The sequence below is a fragment of the Vibrio pomeroyi genome (assembly GCA_041879425.1).
GTDB lineage: Bacteria > Pseudomonadota > Gammaproteobacteria > Enterobacterales > Vibrionaceae > Vibrio > Vibrio pomeroyi_A.
Genome location: CP090854.1, coordinates 535894 through 554569 on the forward strand (window position 1 = coordinate 535894; position 18676 = coordinate 554569).

The 18676-nt window shown below is 44.6% G+C and carries 16 protein-coding genes, 1 pseudogene and 1 other annotated feature; of the genes and pseudogenes, 12 read left to right on the top strand and 5 right to left on the bottom strand.

Going from position 1 to position 18676, the window contains the following annotated elements; genetic code table 11:
• The first annotated feature begins 344 nt into the window (after nucleotides 1–344).
• The 4 genes from L0992_02440 (at nucleotide 345) to L0992_02455 (ending at nucleotide 6095) form a co-directional block, all read left to right on the top strand.
• Entirely contained in the window at nucleotides 345–1298 is a 954-nt protein-coding gene (locus L0992_02440) for a TIGR01212 family radical SAM protein (GenBank protein XGB67588.1), read from the top strand.
• A 91-nt stretch (nucleotides 1299–1389) separates the two neighbouring features.
• Nucleotides 1390–3141 carry a diguanylate cyclase gene (locus L0992_02445; GenBank protein XGB67589.1) on the top strand — a complete coding sequence of 584 codons (1752 nt, stop codon included), beginning with the start codon at nucleotides 1390–1392 and terminating at the stop codon, nucleotides 3139–3141.
• Between the two features lie 151 nt (nucleotides 3142–3292).
• On the top strand, nucleotides 3293–5644 hold the full coding sequence (arcB, locus tag L0992_02450) for an aerobic respiration two-component sensor histidine kinase ArcB (protein ID XGB67590.1): 2352 nt from the start codon (nucleotides 3293–3295) through the stop codon (nucleotides 5642–5644).
• A gap of 7 nt (nucleotides 5645–5651) precedes the next feature.
• Nucleotides 5652–6095 (top strand): hypothetical protein, encoded by a 444-nt coding sequence (locus L0992_02455; GenBank protein ID XGB67591.1) that lies wholly within the window; start codon nucleotides 5652–5654, stop codon nucleotides 6093–6095.
• Between the two features lie 125 nt (nucleotides 6096–6220).
• Here the strand turns inward: L0992_02455 and arcA are convergent, their stop codons facing one another.
• Nucleotides 6221–6937 carry a two-component system response regulator ArcA gene (gene arcA, locus L0992_02460; GenBank protein XGB67592.1) on the bottom strand — a complete coding sequence of 239 codons (717 nt, stop codon included), beginning with the start codon at nucleotides 6935–6937 and terminating at the stop codon, nucleotides 6221–6223.
• A 372-nt stretch (nucleotides 6938–7309) separates the two neighbouring features.
• Nucleotides 7310–7468, bottom strand: a pseudogene (locus L0992_02465) (ribonuclease activity regulator protein RraA).
• A 47-nt stretch (nucleotides 7469–7515) separates the two neighbouring features.
• Here L0992_02465 and L0992_02470 point away from each other — a divergent pair.
• Complete coding sequence (locus tag L0992_02470) at nucleotides 7516–8001, top strand: putative 4-hydroxy-4-methyl-2-oxoglutarate aldolase (protein XGB67593.1); 486 nt, start codon at nucleotides 7516–7518, stop codon at nucleotides 7999–8001.
• A 45-nt stretch (nucleotides 8002–8046) separates the two neighbouring features.
• Here the strand turns inward: L0992_02470 and L0992_02475 are convergent, their stop codons facing one another.
• Complete coding sequence (locus L0992_02475; protein ID XGB67594.1) at nucleotides 8047–8523, bottom strand: ribonuclease regulator; 477 nt, start codon at nucleotides 8521–8523, stop codon at nucleotides 8047–8049.
• Nucleotides 8524–8840: 317 nt separating this feature from the next.
• Nucleotides 8841–8959 (top strand) — a sequence feature (Thr leader region).
• Nucleotides 8960–8988: 29 nt separating this feature from the next.
• Here L0992_02475 and thrA point away from each other — a divergent pair.
• The 4 genes from thrA (at nucleotide 8989) to L0992_02495 (ending at nucleotide 14546) form a co-directional block, all read left to right on the top strand.
• Nucleotides 8989–11448 (top strand): bifunctional aspartate kinase/homoserine dehydrogenase I, encoded by a 2460-nt coding sequence (thrA, locus tag L0992_02480; protein ID XGB67595.1) that lies wholly within the window; start codon nucleotides 8989–8991, stop codon nucleotides 11446–11448.
• 17 nt (nucleotides 11449–11465) lie between these two features.
• Nucleotides 11466–12422: a homoserine kinase gene (gene thrB, locus L0992_02485; protein ID XGB68672.1), complete on the top strand. Its 957-nt coding sequence runs from the start codon at nucleotides 11466–11468 to the stop codon at nucleotides 12420–12422.
• Nucleotides 12419–13705 (top strand): threonine synthase, encoded by a 1287-nt coding sequence (thrC, locus tag L0992_02490; protein ID XGB67596.1) that lies wholly within the window; start codon nucleotides 12419–12421, stop codon nucleotides 13703–13705. Before thrB ends, thrC begins: the two co-directional genes overlap by 4 nt.
• A 181-nt stretch (nucleotides 13706–13886) precedes the next feature.
• On the top strand, nucleotides 13887–14546 hold the full coding sequence (locus tag L0992_02495; GenBank protein ID XGB67597.1) for an NAD(P)H-dependent oxidoreductase: 660 nt from the start codon (nucleotides 13887–13889) through the stop codon (nucleotides 14544–14546).
• 154 nt (nucleotides 14547–14700) lie between these two features.
• On the opposite strand, the gene grcA is transcribed toward L0992_02495, so the two are convergent.
• Nucleotides 14701–15078, bottom strand: coding sequence for an autonomous glycyl radical cofactor GrcA (gene grcA / locus L0992_02500; protein XGB67598.1), 378 nt, complete (start codon nucleotides 15076–15078; stop codon nucleotides 14701–14703).
• A gap of 326 nt (nucleotides 15079–15404) precedes the next feature.
• Between grcA and nfo the strand changes: the two genes are divergently transcribed.
• The 3 genes from nfo (at nucleotide 15405) to L0992_02515 (ending at nucleotide 18292) form a co-directional block, all read left to right on the top strand.
• Nucleotides 15405–16313: a deoxyribonuclease IV gene (gene nfo, locus L0992_02505; protein ID XGB67599.1), complete on the top strand. Its 909-nt coding sequence runs from the start codon at nucleotides 15405–15407 to the stop codon at nucleotides 16311–16313.
• A 660-nt stretch (nucleotides 16314–16973) separates the two neighbouring features.
• The gene (gene ung / locus L0992_02510; GenBank protein ID XGB67600.1) at nucleotides 16974–17654 is read left to right on the top strand and encodes a uracil-DNA glycosylase; all 681 of its coding nucleotides are present in this window, start codon (nucleotides 16974–16976) and stop codon (nucleotides 17652–17654) included.
• 86 nt (nucleotides 17655–17740) lie between these two features.
• The gene (locus L0992_02515) at nucleotides 17741–18292 is read left to right on the top strand and encodes a hemerythrin domain-containing protein (protein ID XGB67601.1); all 552 of its coding nucleotides are present in this window, start codon (nucleotides 17741–17743) and stop codon (nucleotides 18290–18292) included.
• A 182-nt stretch (nucleotides 18293–18474) separates the two neighbouring features.
• Here L0992_02515 and L0992_02520 read toward each other — a convergent pair whose 3' ends face one another.
• Nucleotides 18475–18663 (bottom strand): DUF3545 family protein, encoded by a 189-nt coding sequence (locus tag L0992_02520; protein XGB67602.1) that lies wholly within the window; start codon nucleotides 18661–18663, stop codon nucleotides 18475–18477.
• Nucleotides 18664–18676 lie beyond the last annotated feature (13 nt).

Here is an 18676-nt window from a genome sequence, read left to right on the forward strand (position 1 = left end):
TTTATATAGGTGGGAGTTAGATATCACCGACTTATTAGCAAGTTTTCGTTGTAAGTAAATACTCAAAAATAGCCAATATGTGTAAGTATCCTACAATTTTGTCTAGGCGAATTGCAATGAAAGTTGACCCATGTAGACCATTTTTTTCGTTTTATTTTGAATTTTTTGTCTAACAAATGTGCAACATTAGGCAAATAGAGCCGATTTTTTGCATGTTTATTGATATTTGATAGGTTGCTCGCAAAAAGCCTTGAGTAAACTAATTGGTCGAATTTTGCAGGGATGTAATTTTTTTTCAAAAAAAGACTGATATTCATTCTTATTTACTTGAGCGCTTTGAAAATATGCAATTACATGAGTTGGTTAATACTATCGGCCAAGATCTTCAACGTCGTTATGGCGAAAAGGTTCACAAACTAACACTGCACGGCGGTTTTAGTTGTCCAAACCGAGATGGAACCATTGGCCGCGGAGGCTGCACTTTTTGCAATGTGGCTTCTTTTGCTGATGAACAAACTCAGGTTCAAAGTATTGCAGACCAACTAAAAGATCGTGCGGGTGAAATCGCTCGCGCTAAGAAGTATCTTGCTTATTTTCAGGCGTACACCAGCACTTATGCTGAGGTGCAAGTGCTCAAGAATATGTATGAAGAGGCACTAAAAGCACCGGGCGCCGACATCGTTGGGCTGTGTGTTGGTACAAGACCAGACTGCGTACCTGATGCTGTGTTGGATCTGCTAGCGGGCTATGTAAAGCAAGGCTATGAAATCTGGCTGGAACTTGGCTTGCAAACGGCTAATGACAAGACCCTAAAACGCATCAACCGTGGACACGATTTTGCGGTGTATGAAACGATCACCCACCGCGCACGTGCGTTAGGTATTAAGGTGTGTACTCACCTTATTGTTGGCCTGCCAAAAGAGACCAAAGCAGATAACCTTGAAACCTTAGACAAGGTATTGGCGGTAGGAACCGATGGCATCAAACTTCACGGCCTTCATATAGTAGAGGGCAGCACTATGGCTAAGGCATGGAAAGCGGGTAAGCTAGAAGCACCAAGCCTTGAAGAGTACATAGATGTTGCTACGGATATCATTCAGCGCACACCTGCGAACGTGGTTTATCATCGCGTTTCATCAGCCGCGAGGCGTCCAACGTTGCTTTCTCCTTTATGGTGTGAAAACCGTTGGTTAGCGATGACTGAGATTGGTCGTTCATTAGATAAAACTGGCGCGCAAGGCATCAAAACAGGTTCAGCATTTGAGTATACGCTACCCGTTTTAAACGCAGCCAATTGATAGAAATTGGTGAGAGTAGGTAACAGCAGATAAAACCAACAAATAGTGGTAACATTTCCCTCACAGAATTTATGGTATAGATTGAGAGTAAATGGAACTGGTAATGACTTGGTTGTGGGACAGGGCGTATGGCTACGGTATTTATATCGTTCTCATGTTGCTGATTGCTCTCATCTGCTGGCACCTTTATTCACGTTATCAGTCGCATATTGAACAGCTTCTTCTCTCTACTCCGTCGCCACTCTATTTCGTCGATGTGCGAAGTGGCGAGATCCTCTATGCCAATCGCCAAGCGATGCAGTTACTTGGTATCCGCCAAATCGGTGTTAATTTTCGCTTTCCTACCGTGGAGAGTGAGAACAGCTTTCGCCACTATTTAACCAATCACATCAACTCCCGAGCATTTGAGCAGATCTCGTTTTGGGCTCTTTCTGAATTTGAATCTTTTAAGATCAATTTAGTGGCTCGTAAGATCCGCTTTAGAAGCAAGAAAGCATGGATAATTCACGCCTCTCCCTACAAGAATACTAATGAAGAGCAGTCTCAAGAAGTTCGAGAACTGAATGTCGCGCGTACGGCTTTGGACTCTTTGTCTGAGTTGATCTATGTAAAAGATCAGAAGGGGGAGTTGGTCGCGAGTAATCGTTCGTTTAAAAAGTTTTGGCACGGTCGCCCAGAAGAGGGCACCCTGAGTGTTTCTGGTGGTGCATTGAAAGGCCGTGTTAGTGAACGTTCGTGGACAACCGATCAGGACGGAAAAGGGTGTTTGCTCGAAACCTATCAAAGTGTGCTGCTTTCCCAAGACGGAGAAACAATCGGTACGCTCTCTATTAGCCATGATGTGACCGATTGGCATGACATGCAGCAGAAACTGCGTGGCGAGATGGAGAAGCGTAAAGATACCGAAGTCGCACTTGCCCAGCGTGACACCATCTTACAAAACATTTTAGAGGCCAGCCCTGACTCGATTGGTATCTTCAACGAGAACATGGTTTATCAAGCGTGTAATAAACCGTTTGTCGCGGCGCTTGGTATTTCTGAAGTGAGTGATTTAGTCGGTAAGCGTCTGCAAGACGTGGTGCCAAACAGCATGTATATGCGCATCTCAGACACTGATCATCAAGTGCTCCATCACGGTAAATCACTGCGCTACATCGACAAGGTGGTGTCTAGTGATGGCGAATACACTTGGTATGATGTGGTGAAATCACCGTTTAGAGATCCTGCCTCTAGCACCAATGGTGTGCTGATCATGGCCCGTGATATCACTGAGCGTTACCTTGCGGAGCAAAAACTTGAAGAGGCGAACCTTGAGCTTGAGCGCCTCAGCTTTATGGACAGCCTGACTCAAGTATCTAATCGACGCCGTTTTGATGAGCAGTTGTCGACACTGTGGCATTACCATGTGCGTGAGAAGCTACCACTCACAATTATGCTGTGTGATATCGACTTCTTTAAAGGCTATAACGATTATTACGGACACCAGCAAGGTGATGATGCGCTTATCCAAGTCTCTCAGGCGTTTAAAAAGGTACTCAATCGCTCGTCAGATTGTGTGGCTCGTTACGGTGGTGAAGAGTTCGGTTTTATTCTGCCAAATACGACGGCTGATGGTGCGCAGCTGGTGGCAGAGCGCATTCATAGTGAAGTCGTTAAACTGCGGCTAATACACGAGAAGTCGGCAGTCTCCGAATTCATCACGGTGAGTATTGGTATTATCTCTTACATTCCGACACCTGATGACGAAATGGAATCTGCGGTTGCCTTGGCTGATAGCGCGTTGTACCAAGCGAAATCGGATGGCCGAAACCGTTCAATTGTGCATCCATCGTCGATTCGCTAAACAAACCTATCACTGACTTAACCAGTATTTACTCGGGTTATCTGTTTTAAACAATATAACCCTAGCTCTCTTGCTGCATGTGATGTAGCTAGCTTACCTCCTATCTTCAAACAGGGTAGAATGTTGCTAGTCTTATCGCATGGAGCGCTAAATGAAACCCATGAAAAATCTCGCCCAGTATTACGTGGATCTACTCGTAAAACTGGGGATTGTCCGCTTTTCTATCTTACTCGCCCTAGCGCTTGTTGCCCTCGCTGTTGTTGTGCAAGTCGGCATAACCCTCGCACTCAAAGGTAATGTTGATGATATCGACATTGTCCGTTCAGTTTTCTTCGGTTTAGTGATCACACCTTGGGCGGTTTACTTCCTGTCCGTGGTGGTTGATCAGCTGGAAGAGTCGCGTCAAAGATTGGCGAAGTTGGTCTCTAAGCTTGGTGACATGCGTGAGCGAGACCAAGAGCTCAACAATAAACTGCAACTCAACATCGAGAAGCTCAATCAAGAAATCGAAGAGCGTGAAAAAGCAGAAGAAGCACGCGCTGAAGCGATGCATGATCTCGAAAATGAAGTCTTTCAACGTGAACGAACTCAGCTTGAGTTAGCTGAACGTACTGCGCTACTGCGTTCTTTTATCGATGCCTCGCCTGACCTTATTTACTATCGCAATGAAGAGGGTGTTTTCTCTGGTTGTAACCGTGCGGTTGAAGAGCTCACTGGCAAAACAGAAAAAGAGCTAGTCGGTTTGACGCCTTGGGATGTCTACAGCAAAGAGGTCGCTCAACAAGTTGTGGAAACCGATAAGAAGGTGTTTGCCGATAACCAAGCGCTCACTTATGACCAATGGCTTGAATATCCTGACGGACGTAAGAGCTACTTCGAACTGCGTAAAGTACCTTTCTACAGCAAAGATGGCCGCCACTTAGGCTTAGTGGGTTTTGGTCGTGATATTACCGAGCGTAAAGAGCATCAAGAGTCGCTAGAGAAGGCCAGTCGTGATAAGACCACCTTTATCTCAACCATTAGTCATGAGCTAAGAACGCCGCTTAACGGCATTATTGGTTTGAGCCGTATGTTGCTTGATAGCCAGCTGACCACGGAACAGCGTAAGCAGATGCAAACCATCAAGGTGAGCGCAGTGACACTGGGTAATATCTTCAACGATATTATCGACATGGATAAGTTCGACCGTCGCAAGCTTGAGCTATTCCCAACCCCAATCAACTTTGAAGATTTCGTTGTTGAGATCGAAAGTATCTCTGCATTGATGGCTGAACAAAAAGGATTGAGATTCGATCTAGAAAGGTTGTCTGATCTTCCTGCTGCCGTTGAAGTGGATGGTACTCGCCTGAGACAGGTGTTGTGGAATCTCGTAAGTAACGCGATGAAGTTCACCAAAGATGGTGGTGTGGTGATGACAGTCAGCGCCGACATTGATGGCGACTTTGCCAACATTACTATGGAAGTGGAAGACACCGGCATTGGTATCCCTGAAAGTGAAATCGAGAAGATCTTCGCGATGTATTATCAGGTGAAATCTGGAACGGATAATCTGCATGCGGTCGGCACAGGCATTGGCCTAGCTGTGTCGCAGCAGCTGATCAATATGATGGATGGGCACATCGAAGTCACCAGTGAAGAGGGCTTTGGTAGTACCTTTACGGTATCGATTCGAGTTCCTGTTAATCACGATACTCAAGCATTGATTAAGACCCCAAGAAAGCAGTCGAATCTTAAGATCTTCATGGTTGAAGATATTGAACTGAATATCACGGTGGCTCGCTCTCTACTTGAAAGCTTGGGTCACGAAGTGACAGTGGTGATGACGGGTAAAGAGGCGCAAATTGCCTTCAACCCTGAAGATTATGACTTGGTACTGTTGGACATCCAACTGCCAGATATGACTGGCTTCGATATTGCTCAATACTACCGCGAGAAGTACAGCCAGTTACCGCCTTTGGTTGCGTTAACTGCCAACGTGCTCAACAACAAACAAGAGTACTTCCAGAAAGGCATGGACGAAGCGATCAGTAAGCCATTGTCGGTTCGTGCTATCCAAGATGTGATCAGTGAGCTTATCGAGGATGCACCAGAGGTGGTCGAGAAAGTCGGAAATATTGAAAAGAGTGAAGAGAGTAAGCCAGTTCTTTCATCTATTGATACCACTTTGCTTGATATTGATATGCTAGAGTCTTATGTTGACATTGTTGGACCGAAACCGGTTTTGGATAGCATCGCGATGTTTGAAGATATGATGCCGGAGTATATGGAAATATTGAATTCCAACATGGTCGCGAAAGACCAAGCCAGTATCGTTTCTGAGGCGCACAAGATCAAAGGCGCGGCAGGTTCGATTGGTTTGAAACGCATACAGCAAGTTGCTCAGAAAGCCCAGTCTCCAGATATGCCTGCTTGGTGGGAGAATATTTCAGATTGGGTCGATGAAATTAATAACGAATACCAGAATGACATTGAAGTCCTAAAAAGTTGGTTAAACCAAAGGTAGAAGAATAATGAAAAAATTAGCATTCGCCGCATGCGTAGTGGCATTAGCAGGTTGTTCAGCACCGCAAGTAGAATGGCAGCAAGGTAACCAAGTTGAAGTATCTGCAACGACAGTAACAATGAAAAGCAATCTTTGGCACAACAAGATGCCAACGATCGGAGAGACTCAAGATAAGACACTGCATGGTGCTATCTACCTAGAGTCAGATTCAGAGCTGCCAGCAACGCTAGCGGTTGAAAGCGTTACGGTAAAACAAGGTGCAGATACCTTGTTAGTGACGGCTGACGATCTTGATTTAAGAACGCACAGTGAAACCCAGTGGGAAGTCGCTTTTGTATGGCAACTAGAGATCGACAGCGACAAGCCTGTTGATGTTGCGGTTGAACTGAAAGATGGCGAAACCGTGAAGTGGCTGGTGGAGAAAGACGTTAAGGTTGATACGGTTTACTAAACCTTAGCGAACAATGAACAACAAAAAAGGGAGAATGCGTTGGCATTCTCCCTTTTTAATAACTATTGATTGCGCTTCTACTGTTAAAAACACTAAGTGCTAAACGACTAGAAGCGAGAATCGAATTAGTCTTCTAGGTCACCACAAAATCGGTAGCCTTCACCGTGAATCGTTGCAATGATTTCTGGCGTACCAGAAACAGATTCAAAGTGCTTACGAATACGACGGATTGTTACGTCTACAGTACGATCGTGTGGCTTAAGCTCACGGCCAGTCATCTTCTTAAGAAGGTCAGCACGTGTTTGGATCTTACCTGGGTTCTCACAGAAGTGAAGTAGAGCACGGAACTCTGAACGAGGTAGCTTGTAGCCTTCGCCATCTGGGCTAACCAGAGAGCGGCTGTTGATATCTAGTACCCAACCGTTGAACTCGTACTTCTCAACGCTACGCTTTTCTTCTTGAACAGAGCTTGTGCTCATTGAACGGTTAAGAAGGTTGCGTGCACGGATAGTCAGTTCACGAGGGTTGAAAGGCTTAGTGATGTAGTCATCAGCGCCGATCTCTAGGCCAAGGATCTTATCAACTTCATTATCACGACCAGTTAAGAACATAAGCGCTACATTTGCTTGCTCACGTAGTTCACGCGCAAGTAGTAGGCCATTCTTACCTGGAAGGTTGATGTCCATAATTACAAGGTTAACTTGGTTGTCAGATAGCACTTGGTGCATCTCTTCACCGTCGCTAGCCTCAAAAACAGCATATCCCTCTGCTTCAAAAATACTCTTTAGAGTGTTACGAGTTACTTGCTCATCTTCAACGATAAGAATCTGCGGGGTTTGCATTTGGCGGTACCTAAATTTGTGACGAAACTGTGCTAATAGAATAAATTCTAGGCAAAAACATAACATACAGGTAATGTATTTTTGATGATAACTTAAAGTTTTCAAAAAAACACTTACTTCCAGCTATCTGCCTTCCTTGAAGTATTGCCCAATAACGTAGATCCAGTACGCCTTTCAATCATTCTTTTAGTGATTGCAACGGATTCTATAATGTTAACAGCATGCTAACAACGCGAGAATGTTAATTCCATTCACTTTGTTGATTTACATCAATTGCCGTATCGCAACAAACTTTAATAGTATGGCTACAACTTAACCAGTGTTATGGTGATTATTTAGCATCAAAACCAGAATGGTTATTCGAGATAGTTCTCACATCTCGCATGCTAAAGACCTGATTATGAACCAAGGAAGCGGAAAGCTGTCCTTAGAGTCTAGTAGATAAATATGCTCAATCAACTTTAATTAATGATTAAATTGAGCATAGAACAATGAAAACAAAGGATTAATTTTAATAACATATAAAAGCATAGAGGTAAGCCTGACTTAACAGGTAGCGCCTTACTCACGGAGGATATATGCACGATATAACACCCGACTTGTGTGATGAGTTTGAAAGCAAAGTCACCCTACTTAACCTTCCATTACAGAACTTCGGTCAACGTGGTGCGTTCTGGGGAAAAATTGTAACAGTTCGTTGTTATCACGATAATTCCAAGGTTCGCGAGGTTTTAGCGACCGACGGCAGCGGTAAAGTACTGGTTGTTGACGGAAATGGCTCGTGCCAAAAAGCACTGCTTGGTGACCAGCTCGCTATTCTTGCAATAGAAAATGGTTGGGAGGGCGTGATCGTTAATGGTGCTGTGCGGGATGTTGGCATGATGTCGCAAATGGACTTGGGTGTTCAGGCGCTAGGTGCATCACCATTCAAAACCGAGAAGCGTGGCGTAGGCCAAGTGAATGTGACACTGACAGTGCATAACCAACTGATTCAGCCTGGTGATTACATTTATGCCGATTGGAATGGCGTGTTAATTTCGTCGGAGCTGCTGCTCGAATCATAACGGCGATTTGATTCGCAGTTGTTAATGGGTAACAAGCTTATTGGGTTAGAAGCGAAACCCTAATCCCACTTCAACACCTTGCTGCCACTCTTCATAATCAAGGGTGGCATGCAGATCCAAGTTGTCCGTTAGTTGAACTCGGCTTGAAACTTCCGCAGCCACAGACTTTTCATTCTCTTCGGTTTCATCTTTATAGGTATGAAGAGAACTGTTGAAAGAGATTCTTTCAGAGAATTGATAACTGACACCGCTCAAGAATCCACTTTCACTTTTCAAAGACGCACTGTTTATACGTGTACCGACATAAAGATCAACATCATCAAACAAACTGTAGGCGTAGCCACTGTCGACTTTCCAAGTATCGAAACTTTCGCTCGATGCATTTTGAGTTGAGATAAAGAACTTATGAGAAGAGCGATCGATTTGACCGGGTAATAGGGGCAGGTTGCTTAACAGGGGGAAGCTGTTCGCTGAACAAACAACAGGCATAGCAAAGGCTAAAAGAATAAGTAATCTCTTCACTTCCCACTCCTGATGTCATTATTATTGTTCTTTGAACGTTATCGTTCAATTAAAGCACAGTTCTTGTATGCTTGCTGAACAATCGATATAGCATTTTGTTATGACTATATATGCAATTAATCACTCTTGAGTGTTTATAGGATAAATCCACGATCTGAATTACAGGTGCATACAGGGTGATTTATCCCTTAAATGATGGTTTGCTCTGAAAAACGGTGTGAATGTAAAAAAAACGCAACTTTTCATTGACGTCTAGTGGTAAAAATTGATACACGTAGAGTAAAGCACAAGCAGAGAATTTGATATGCAGCACGTAAGCCACCTAGTAATGACCACAACCATTATTATTACCGACATTAACATTGTTGGGGCAGGCTGCTAAGTAACGGATTTTAAAAAAAAGGCCTGTATCCAACAAGATACAGGCCTTTTTTTGTACCATTTTTATGACTTATGGAGAAAGGGATGCGCGTTTTAAAGTTTGGAGGTTCATCATTAGCTGATGCAGATCGTTTTTTACGAGCGGCTGATATCATCGCTAATAATGCCCAGCAAGAAGAGCTAGCCGTTGTACTATCGGCTCCAGGAAAAACAACCAATAAGTTGGTCGCTGTTATTGAAGCTGCACTGAAAAATGGTGAAGCTGACGCACAAATCACAGAGATCGAATCTTCATTTACTGCGCTGTTTGCAGAGATTAAAGCGGTTGTACCTTCGATTGATGGTACTGCGTTCCAAGAGCAGGTTGATACCTCTCTTGCTCAGCTAAAGCAGTTCGTGAACGGCATCAACCTACTTGGTATGTGTCCGAACCACGTCAATGCTCGCATCATCAGTAAAGGTGAGCGAATCTCTATCCAGTTAATGAAAGCGGTACTTGAAGCAAAAGGCCAACCAGCAAGCCTGATTGACCCAGTTCAATACCTATACGCTAAAGGTGATCACCTTGAAGCTATGGTTGATGTGGATGTGTCGACTCAGAACTTCCGTCAATCGCCACTTCCACAAGGTCACGTTAACATCATGCCGGGCTTCACAGCAGGTAATGATAAAGGCGAATTAGTCACTCTTGGCCGTAATGGCTCTGACTACTCAGCAGCAGTGCTAGCGGCATGTCTACGTGCTGATTGCTGTGAAATCTGGACAGATGTAGATGGCGTTTACAACTGTGACCCACGCTTAGTCGATGATGCACGTCTGCTTAAGTCACTGAGCTACCAAGAAGCAATGGAGCTTTCTTACTTTGGCGCTTCGGTTCTACACCCGAAAACCATCGCTCCTATCGCACAATTCCATATTCCTTGTTTGATCAAAAATAGCTTTAACCCACAGGGTGCCGGTACTTTGATCGGTCAAGACACTGGCGAAGACAACCTAGCAATCAAAGGCATCACGACGCTAAGTGACCTAACGATGGTTAACGTATCAGGCCCAGGTATGAAGGGTATGGTTGGCATGGCGAGCCGTGTATTCGGTGCGATGTCTTCAGCTGGCGTTTCTATTGTCCTTATTACTCAATCTTCTTCTGAATACAGCATCAGCTTCTGTATTGAGTCGGCAGATAAAGTAAAAGCGAAGCAAGTGTTGTCTGACGCATTTGAACTTGAACTTAAAGATGGTCTATTAGAGCCAGTTGAGTTTATGGACGATGTAGCGATTGTAACGCTGGTGGGTGACGGTATGCGTACTTCACGCGGTGTCGCTTCTCAGTTCTTCTCTTCTTTAGCTGAAGTGAACGTGAACATCGTTGCGATTGCTCAAGGCTCATCAGAGCGTGCTATCTCTGCGGTTATCCCTGAAGATAAAATTTCAGAAGCAATCAAAGCGTGTCACGAAAACCTATTTAACTCTAAGCACTTCCTAGACGTATTCGTTGTGGGTGTTGGCGGTGTTGGTGGTGAGCTTGTTGACCAGATCCAGCGTCAGCAAGGCAAACTGGCTGAAAAAGGCATCGTGATTCGTGTATGTGGTTTAGCAAACAGCAAAGGCTTATTGCTAGACAGTGAAGGTTTACCGCTAGAGCAATGGCGCGATCGCATGTCGAGCGCGACAGAAGAGTTCAGCCTAGCTCGTTTAGCGGCTCTGGTTCAACGTAACCACATCATCAACCCGGTATTGGTTGACTGTACGTCTAGTGAAGGTATTGCTGCGCAGTACGCAGACTTCCTAGCGGCAGGTTTCCACGTGGTAACACCAAACAAGAAAGCGAATACAGCTAGCATGGCTTACTACCATCAGCTTCGTGAAGTTGCACGTAACTCACGTCGTAAGCTGATGTACGAAACAACAGTAGGCGCAGGTCTTCCGGTCATTGAAAACCTACAGAACCTAATCTCTGCAGGTGATGAACTTGAGAAGTTCAACGGTATCCTTTCTGGTTCACTGTCTTACATCTTCGGTAAGCTTGATGAAGGTATGACGTTAAGCCAAGCAACCAACATTGCTAAAGACAACGGCTTTACTGAACCGGATCCTCGTGACGATCTATCAGGTATGGATGTGGCGCGTAAGCTGCTTATTCTTGCTCGTGAAGCTGGCATGGCACTTGAACTTGAAGACGTTGAAGTAGACCAAGCGCTTCCACCAGGTTTTGATGATTCAGGTACGGTTGAAGAGTTCATGGCTCGCTTGCCAGAAGCAGACGCTTACTTCCAAGAGCAGTCAGCTATCGCAGCAGAAGAAGGCAAAGTACTTCGTTATGTTGGTGAGATCGCCGATGGTAAATGTAAGGTTCGCATCGCTGCTGTTGATGGCGACGACCCAATGTTCAAGATTAAAGATGGCGAGAACGCGCTGGCATTCTACAGCCGTTACTACCAACCAATCCCGTTAGTACTTCGTGGCTACGGCGCTGGTACTGAAGTAACAGCTGCAGGCGTATTCTCTGATGTGATGCGTACTCTTGGTTGGAAATTAGGAGTTTAGGAATGAGTTCAAGTGATATGGATGTTGTCGTTTATGCTCCTGCATCAATCGGTAATGTCAGTGTAGGGTTTGATGTGCTGGGGGCCGCGGTGTCTCCAGTGGATGGCACACTGCTGGGTGACCGAGTTATGGTTAAAGCAGGTGATGAACCATTCTCACTTAAAACAGCAGGCAGCTTTGTTTCTAAGCTGCCGACTGAAGCCAAAGAAAACATCGTCTACGACTGCTGGGTGGTGTTCTCTAGAGAGCTTGATAAAAAAGGCGTTGCGCTAAAGCCTTTAGAAATGACACTCGAAAAGAACATGCCTATCGGTTCTGGTTTAGGTTCAAGTGCATGTTCAATCGTAGCGGCGCTTGATGCGCTAAACCGTTTTCACGGTCAACCACTGAATGAAACTGAACTGCTTGCTCTGATGGGCGAGATGGAAGGTAAGATTTCAGGCGGTATTCACTACGATAACGTTGCACCATGTTACCTTGGTGGTGTGCAATTAATGCTTGAAGAGCTAGGCATCATTAGCCAAGAAGTGCCGTGTTTTGATGACTGGTACTGGGTGATGGCTTATCCGGGCATTAAGGTTTCAACGGCAGAAGCGAGAGAGATCCTACCATCTCAGTATCGTCGTCAGGATATCATTGCTCATGGTCGCCACTTAGCGGGCTTTATCCACGCGTGTCACTCAGGTCAACCTGAACTGGCGGCGAAGATGATCAAAGACGTGATCGCTGAACCATATCGTGAGAAACTGCTTCCAGGGTTTGCTGACGCTCGTAAATACGCGCTGTCGGCAGGTGCATTGGCTACTGGTATTTCTGGTAGTGGCCCAACTCTATTTAGCATTTGCAAAGAACAAGATGTCGCCGAGCGTGTTGCACGCTGGTTAGAACAAAATTACGTACAAAATGAAGAAGGATTCGTTCACGTTTGTCGCCTAGATAAGCAAGGTTCGATCGTTACAGGAAGTGAGTTATGAAACTGTACAACATCAAAGAAAATGATGAACAAGTCTCTTTTGGCCAAGCCGTTCGTCAAGGTTTAGGTCGTAATCAAGGTCTATTTTTCCCATCAGAACTGCCAAAGTTTGATGATATCGATGCGCTGCTAGCAGAGGACTTTGTCCCTCGTAGCTCAAAGATTTTGTCGGCGCTTATCGGTGATGAACTGTCGAAAGAGCAAATTGACCAGATGGTTGACGCAGCGTTCCAATTCCCTGCGCCAATCAACCAAGTAAAAGACGGTGTTTACGCACTTGAGCTTTTCCACGGCCCAACACTGGCATTTAAAGATTTCGGTGGCCGCTTTATGGCTCAATCTTTAGCAGCAGTTTCAGATGGTGGTCAAATCACTATCTTAACTGCAACATCAGGTGATACTGGTGCGGCGGTTGCGCATGCTTTCTACGGTATGGAAGACATCAACGTTGTGATTCTTTACCCGAAAGGCAAGATCAGTCCTCTGCAAGAGAAGCTGTTCTGTACGCTGGGCAAGAACATCCACACTGTGGCGATTGATGGCGACTTTGATGCGTGTCAGGCACTGGTTAAAGACTCATTTGATGACGCTGAACTGCGTAAAGAGATTGGCCTTAACTCGGCAAACTCTATCAACATCAGTCGTCTAATGGCTCAGATCTGTTACTACTTTGAAGCGGCTTCTCAGCTAACCAAAGAGCAACGTGAAAACTTAGTTATCTCTGTACCAAGCGGTAACTTTGGAAACCTAACAGCTGGCCTATTAGCGAAAGCGCTTGGCCTACCAGTGAAGCGTTTCATTGCTGCAACTAACGAAAATGATACGGTTCCTCGTTACCTAGAAACAGGTCAATGGGATCCAAAACCGACCGTTGCGACAACATCGAACGCGATGGATGTAAGCCAACCGAACAACTGGCCTCGTATCGAAGAGCTTTGCCAACTGAAAGGTTGGGGCTTAGACACACTAGGCAAGGGTAAAGTATCTGACGAGCAGAGTGCTGAATCAGTACGCGACCTAAAAGCACAAGGTTACCTATGTGAACCACATGGTGCGATTGCTTACCGTCTATTGGAAGAGCAACTGCAAGAGAACGAAACTGGCTTGTTCCTATGTACAGCGCACCCAGCGAAGTTCAAAGAAGTGGTTGATGACATTCTAGGTTCTGATATTGAACTGCCTGGCCCGCTAGCAAAACACGCGGCGATGGAGTTGTTGTCTGAAGATCTAGATAACGATTTCGAAGCGCTAAAAGCGGTACTTCGTCGAGTTCAACCAGCGTAATTTTTCACAAACGTTATGTGAAAAACTTAGATGGTTAAGAGAAAGGTGAATGAGCAATCATTCACCTTTTTTATTGCCTGATGGCTTTTAACCAGTAAGCTCTAATGAAGTAGTTTCTTAAGCTTGAGGTTAGCTCAAGCTTGGCAGTTGAACTGACCAAAGTTAAATAGAAAGGGATAGTATGAATTTTTTGATTTTTCTTGGCTCTGTACGTGAGAGCACACCACCAAGACCAGCCCGATTAGGGATGAGAGTCAGCAAAGCGTGTGCAAAGTTACTGGCGGATAAACACTCTGAGCATACCGTCGAGATTATCGACCCATTGAATTACGATTTTGGTGACGTATTTAAGCCTGAATTTTCTTATCATCGTTCCAAAGTACCAGCACATCTTGCTGAGTTAGCGGACAAGATCGCAAAAGCAGATGGTTACGTGATGGTCAGCCCTGAATACAATCATTCGATGAGCCCTGCGCTGGCTAATATTCTCAACCATTTTGGTAGCTCGTTATTCTCATATAAACCGAGCGCGATTGTGACCTATTCTGCCGGTCAGTGGGGCGGAGCAAGAGCCTCCGTTTCAATGAGAACTTTCTTATCAGAGTTAGGTTGTTTACCCGTTTCTGCGATGATTCATCTGCCTAAAGCACAAGAAGTGTTTGATGAAGAGGGTTGTGTTGTTCAAGAGTCAGAACAGGCACAGTGGGATGAGTACATGAACCGAACGTTCCATCAACTGATGTGGTGGGCGCAAGGTACAGCGTTGCAAAGAGACAATGTGGATCCAACATCGTTAGCGCAAGCCTTTACTAAAGATCCTTCTCAACGAAACGCGCCATAGTTAGATCGAGTTGGTGAGCGTGATGGGTTGATCAAGAGTGATCCGAACTTGCTCTGAGACAGTTAGCTATAAAAAATGGGTAACTCTAAAACGAAAAAAGCTTGGCCATTTCTGACCAAGCTTTTTAAATCTTTAACACTCTAGTTTACTGAGATTATAGAGACTCAGTGAACGTACGTGCGATAACGTCACGTTGCTGTTCAGTTGTTAGAGAGTTGAAACGTACAGCGTAACCCGATACACGGATTGTTAGCTGTGGGTAGTTCTCTGGGTGAGCAACTGCATCTTCTAGCGTTTCACGCTTAAGAACGTTAACGTTTAGGTGTTGACCACCTTCGATGCGTGGTGCTGCTTCGATTGCAACTTCACGGCTTTCGTACTCGCCTAGGTCTGCAGCTGAGATAACTTGGTCAGCTTCGAAACCTGCAGTAGCAACAACACAACGAGCTTCATTCTTCTCGCTATCTAGTAGCCAGATTGAGTTTAGTAGGTCATCGTTTGCTGCTTTAGTAATTTGAATACCTTGGATCATAACTATCTCCTAGTCCACTGAACGTGGTTTGATTATGGTGTTAACTTTCGATTTTTATTGAGCTGGGTAATATATACCTAATGTTTGTAAGGTTAACATTGATTTAAGTCAAAAAACAACCAAAAACCATATTTTTACAAAGGTGATTATATTGAGGTAAATCAATAAAACCTTTGAAAACAAAGTAATTACAAAATATTTTAAAGTATAAAAAATATTTAACAGTCTTATTTGGTGTAATTTTACTACATTTGTTGTGTTTTAATTGAACTACAACCGATATGACCCTTTATTTATGATGCATTCTGAAAGTGTAAAGTGATTTAATGACAAACAAAATTTCATCCTCAAAACCTGAAACAAATATTAAGTTTATCGGTGCTCATGTGTCGGCGGCAGGTGGTGTTGATCAGGCACCCATGCGTGCGCGTGAGATCGGTGCTAATGCGTTCGCACTGTTTACTAAAAACCAGAGACAGTGGGCTGCAAAGCCACTAGAAGCCAAAACCATTAGTGCATTCAAAGCCAACTGCAAAATGTTGGGCTTTGCTGCCGAGCACATTCTTCCTCATGATTCCTACTTGATTAACCTAGGCGCACCAGAAGAAGAGAAGCTCGAGAAATCGCGCGCAGCTTTTATTGATGAGATGGAGCGTTGTAACCAACTTGGCTTAACGCTTTTGAATTTTCATCCTGGCAGTCATCTTAAGAAGATCTCTGAGACGGAGTGCTTGGCTAAGATCGCTGAGTCGATCAACCTCGCTCATCAAGCGGTTCCAGATGTGATTGCGGTGATCGAGAATACGTCAGGCCAAGGTACTAACTTGGGCTGGAAGTTTGAGCACCTAGCAGAGATCATCGAGCAAGTAGAAGATAAATCGCGTGTTGGCGTGTGTTTAGATACTTGTCATACTTTTACTGCGGGCTATGACCTGCGAACAAAAGAAGCGTGTGAGCATACTTTTGCAGAGTTCGACCGCATTGTGGGCATGCACTATCTAAGAGCAATGCACATCAATGATTCAAAAGCTGAGTTCGCGAGTCGAGTTGATAGACACCATTCTTTAGGAAAAGGCGAAATTGGCTGGGATTGTTTTGAGTATATCGCCTCAGATTCTCGCTTCAACGGTATCCCTCTAATCTTAGAAACGATTGATTCGACGATTTGGAAAGAGGAAATTCAACAACTTAGAATATTTCATCGCTCAGCAACGGTCGCGAGTGAAGAGGCGTAATAATAGAGAGGAAAATTAACGTTCTTCTATTTGTAAAAATTGGCACCTTTCTTTCATAGTCTTATAGTGAATATGTATTTCACGATGTCTTAGAGGAGGTGCCTTTATGTATTCAAAAGCCCAAACTTCAACTGTTTCTTTTGCTCGCCGTTTACCGACCCCAAACCGTCACGTACATAGCCACGGTCACCATCGCACACAGCAGAAAAGTGGTTAATCGAGATCAACACAACTTGAACTGATTATTATGATTCATCAACAAGTGAACCCTACACATCATGTTTATTGATAGCTGTATGAGGTATAAATAGGGCGTGTTGATCTTTCGAGCTGATTTTTGCAGCGAGTTGCTGGGTATTTATACAAGGCAGAGGCTTTGACGTGTAGCTAGCCTACATGAGAAGCCGCTAACGCAGTAGAAATGACCAGCAAACGCTGCCCGGAGGGTTCGGCTAAAAGCGTTTTACTCTTTGTTGAGGGAGATTTGCTTAGAATGACTAGGCTACTTCTCCCTCGCCGCGATTAAAACGCTTTTATCTCGAACAAAATTTAACCACGAAAGGTCAACACGCCCTAAAGCCTTATTTAGGACAGTTAGCCGATACAGCTATTTTTTTGTCTGGCGAAACCTAGAAACCTTGATGATTGGGAAGTAAAACGATGAGCACACCAAAGACTTGGGAATCCATTATTAATGATGAACGTGAGAAAGAGTACTTCCAGAGTGTTCTCGCTTTCGTCGAACAGCAGCGTAATAGTGGGAAAACCATCTACCCGCCACAAGAGCAGGTGTTCAGCGCCTTCGATATGACGCCTTTCGAATCAGTGCGAGTGGTTATCTTAGGGCAAGATCCTTACCACGGCGTCAATCAAGCACACGGTTTAGCATTCTCTGTGTTGCCCGGCGTTAAAATCCCGCCTTCTCTACGCAACATGTATAAAGAACTCGCACAAGATATAGAGGACTTTGAGATCCCTAGCCACGGTTATCTTGATGCTTGGGCATCGCAAGGGGTGCTGATGTTGAACACTGTGCTTACAGTAGAAGAGGCAAAAGCACACTCACATGCGAAATGTGGATGGGAAACGTTTACCGATGCTATTATTGCGGAACTAAACCAGCGCTCGGAACCGATCATCTTCTTGTTGTGGGGCGCACATGCCCAGAAGAAAGGCCAAGCGATTGATACAGGCAAGCACCATGTGTTGGCTGCACCTCATCCCTCACCATTGTCAGCACGTCGCGGTTTCTTTGGTTGTCAGCACTTTTCAACAACCAATAAGCTGCTTTCTTCTATGGATCAACAACCTATCGACTGGCATTTACCAGCAGAAGTGTAGGTTGGTGGTTTTCTGAGCAGGGTCAAATCATAAATCAGCATCTTCGTATACACTTATAAATAGTAGGTGTAATGGAGTGCAATACTATGATGATTGAAAGGATAAGACGAGAGCATGGCTATATGGCTCGTTTACTCGCGATACTCAACAATAAATTAGAGTTCCTCAAGCAGGAGCGAGAAATTAACTATAGCCTGATCGCCGAGGTGGTTCATTACTTGATGAACCACTCAGACAAAGTACATCACCCTAAAGAAGACGTCATTTATCGCTACTACCTTAAGCAATATGGCAGTGACCAAGCGATTGAGGACTTGGAGCTCGAGCATCAGTTGCTATCTGAGAAAACAGCCGACTTCTTAGGCGTGGTTGATATGATTCTCCAAGATGCTGTGGTGCCGCAACAGGTGTTCATTGACCAACTTGAGAGCTTTGTGAAAGCTCAGCGTAAGCACATGGAGTATGAAGAGAAGCATGTGTTGCCAATGATTGTTAATGCATTCACGGTTAAGGATTGGCAAGAGGTCGAGTCACAGTGGCTTCAACCAGAAGACGACCCTGTTTTTGGGGACACGATTGCTGACCAATATCGCCAGCTCGCAGCTCGCGTTCGACAAAATGAGCAAGAGTGCGTTTAGATAATTAAGAGTGAGTCACTCCCATTTCGAAGTGTCTTCTATATAAGAGGCGAGAGTTTGAGACTCCCTCTATATTAGATGATTAGGTCTTAATGCGGCGCTTTGAACGGATGAAAGAGTCTAGACAATAAAAAAGGCACCTTTATAGGTGCCTTTTGCTATCTGATTTCTTATCGTGCTGATTAAAGCTTTATATCGTCAAGGCTAAAATCAAGACCGAGGTTCATCTCTCTTAGCTCTTTCTCAAGCTGCCTACGATCGTTGATTGCTTCGATTTCACGCCACTTGCGCTTGAGTGGTTTAGAGCGTGTTTTTTGAGTTGCACGAGGCATTTCTAGTTCTGATACTTCATCGAATTGAAAGCTATCCATAAGCCATATCTCC